The following is a 3078-nucleotide window of genomic DNA, read 5'->3' as shown; positions in this document are numbered from 1 at the left end:
GTGCAGTTCCTGCAGGCTGTGCACGTCCGCCTCGCCGTGGAAATCCAGCGAGTGGACGAGCGCACGCGCGCCTGCCACGGTGGTCGAGTAGGTGACGCGGTGCTGCAGGGCCTCGCGCCGGATCGAGAACGAGTCGGCGATGGCCTGCTTGCCCTCGGTGGTATTGACGATATAGACGATCTCGCCGTTCTTGATCAGGTCGACGATGTGCGGTCGCCCTTCCAGCACCTTGTTGATGCGCTCACACGGCACCCCGTGTTCGTCGAGGAACGCCGCGGTGCCGCCGGTGGCGACCAGGCTGAAGCCGCGCGCCAGCACTTCCCTTGCGACCGGCAGCAGGCGCTCCTTGTCGGCGTCGCGCACGGACAGGAATACCTTGCCGGTGTTGGGCGCGAGGATGCCCGCCGCTTCATGGCCACGCGCGAAGGCGGCACCGAACTTGCGCCCCACGCCCATGACCTCGCCGGTCGAGCGCATTTCCGGACCGAGGATGGGATCGACGTTCTGGAACTTCAGGAACGGGAAGATCGCCTCTTTCACCGAGAAGTAGTCGGGGATGATTTCCCGCGTTGCGCCCTGGCTCGCCAGCGTGCGGCCGGCCATGCAACGGGCCGCGATCTTGGCCAGCGGCACGCCCGTGGCCTTGGAAACGAACGGCACCGTGCGCGAAGCGCGAGGGTTCACCTCCAGGATGTAGACCGTATCGCCCTGGATCGCGAACTGCGTGTTCATCAGCCCGATGACCTTGAGCTCCTTCGCCATCGCGGCTACCTGGCGGCGCAGTTCGTCCTGGATCTCCGCGGAAAGCGAGTACGGCGGCAGCGAGCAGGACGAGTCGCCCGAGTGCACGCCGGCCTCCTCGATGTGCTCCATGATGCCGCCGACCAGCACGTTGCCCTCGGCGTCGGCGATGATGTCCACGTCCACCTCGACCGCGTGATCAAGGAAGCGATCGAGCAGTACGGGCGAGTCGTTGGACACCTGCACCGCCTCGCGGATGTAGCGCGAGAGGTCGGCGTCGTCGTAGACCACCTCCATCGCCCGGCCGCCCAGCACGTAGCTGGGGCGCACCACCATCGGATAGCCAATCTCGCGGGCCAGCGCCAGCGCCTCGTCGGCGTTGCGCGCGGTGCGGTTGGGCGGCTGGCGCAGGCCCAGCTTGTGGATCATCTGCTGGAAGCGCTCGCGGTCCTCGGCCAGGTCGATCGAATCGGGCGAGGTGCCGATGACCGGCACGCCGGCAGCTTCCAGGGCGCGCGCCAGCTTGAGCGGGGTCTGGCCGCCGTACTGCACGATCACGCCCCTGGGCTTCTCCAGTTCAACGATCTCCAGCACGTCCTCGAGCGTCAACGGCTCGAAGTACAGGCGGTCGGAGGTGTCGTAGTCGGTCGAGACGGTTTCCGGGTTGCAGTTGACCATGATGGTCTCGAACCCGTCCTCGCGCAGGGCGAGCGCTGCGTGCACGCAGCAGTAGTCGAACTCGATGCCCTGGCCGATGCGGTTCGGGCCACCGCCCAGCACCACGATCTTCTCGCGGTCGGACGGATTGGCTTCGCACTCTTCCTCGTAGGTCGAGTACATGTAGGCGGTGCTGGTGGCGAACTCGGCTGCGCACGAATCCACGCGCTTGTATACCGGACGCACGCCCAGCGTGTGGCGCAGGTGGCGGATGGCGGCCTCGTCGGTGTTGAGCAGCTGGGCGATGCGCGCATCGGCGAAGCCCATGCGCTTCAACTCGCGCATGCGCCGCCCATTGAGTGCGGTCATGCCCTGCGCCCTGACCTCCTTTTCGGTCAGGACGATGTCTTCGAAGGCGGCCAGGAACCAGGGGTCGATGCGGCTGCAGTCGTAGATCTCTTCCAGCGACAGGCCGGCGCGGAAGGCGTCGGCCACGTAGAACACGCGCTCGGGCCGGGGCTCGCGCAGTTCGCGCCGGACCGTGGCCAGGCCCTCGGCGCTGGTCAGGTCCAGGCCCGTCGGGTTGAGGCCCGTCTTGCCGATCTCCAGCCCGCGCAGCGCCTTCTGCAGCGACTCATGGAACGTGCGGCCCATCGCCATGACTTCGCCGACCGATTTCATCTGCGTGGTCAGGCGTGCATCCGCCGACGGGAATTTCTCGAAGGCGAAGCGCGGGATCTTGGTGACCACGTAGTCGATGGTCGGCTCGAACGACGCCGGCGTAAGCCCGCTGGTGATGTCGTTCTTGAGCTCGTCCAGCGTGTAGCCCACGGCCAGCTTCGCGGCAACCTTGGCGATCGGGAAGCCGGTCGCCTTGGAGGCCAGCGCCGAGGAACGCGACACGCGCGGGTTCATCTCGATCACCACCACGCGGCCGTTCTCGGCATTGATGCCGAACTGCACGTTGGAGCCGCCGGTGTCCACGCCGATCTTGCGCAGCACCGCGATGGAGGCATCACGCAGGCGCTGGTATTCCTTGTCGGTGAGCGTCTGCGCGGGCGCCACGGTGATCGAGTCGCCGGTGTGCACACCCATCGGATCGAGGTTCTCGATCGAGCAGACGATGATGCAGTTGTCCGCCTTGTCGCGGACCACCTCCATCTCGAATTCCTTCCAGCCGAGCACCGATTCCTCGACCAGCACTTCGTGCACCGGCGAGAGCTCGAGACCGCGCTTGACGATTTCCTCGAACTCCTCGACGTTGTAGGCGATGCCGCCGCCGGAGCCGCCAAGCGTGAAGCTCGGGCGGATGATGGTCGGGAAGCCAACCCGGGTCTGGATGTCGACGGCCTGCTCGTAGCTGCGGGCCACTTCCGCCTTCGGGCAGTCCAGGCCGATGTCGGCCATCGCCTGCTTGAACAGCTCGCGGTCCTCGGCCATGCGGATCGCATCGCGCGAGGCGCCGATCAGCTCGACGCCGTGTTTCTCGAGCACGCCGTTGTCGGCCAGGTCCAGCGCGCAGTTGAGCGCGGTCTGCCCGCCCATGGTCGGCAGCACCGCGTCGGGCTTTTCCTTGGCGATGATGCGCTCGACCGTCTGCCAGTTGATCGGCTCGATGTAGACCGCGTCGGCCATCTCCGGGTCGGTCATGATCGTGGCCGGGTTGGAGTTGACCAGGAT

General features: G+C 66.6%; 1 protein-coding gene. It reads right to left on the bottom strand.

Annotation, left to right across the window (positions count from 1 at the left end):
* Positions 1-3078, bottom strand: a 3078-nt coding sequence (carB, locus tag VFH59_RS10265) for a carbamoyl-phosphate synthase large subunit (protein WP_325164797.1), incomplete at both ends; no start/stop codon positions are given.

This window comes from Frateuria sp., from assembly GCF_035695185.1.
Lineage (GTDB): Bacteria > Pseudomonadota > Gammaproteobacteria > Xanthomonadales > Rhodanobacteraceae > Frateuria_A.
Note: the sequence above shows the minus strand (reverse complement) of the source record. Positions and strands in the feature narration are given on the sequence as shown.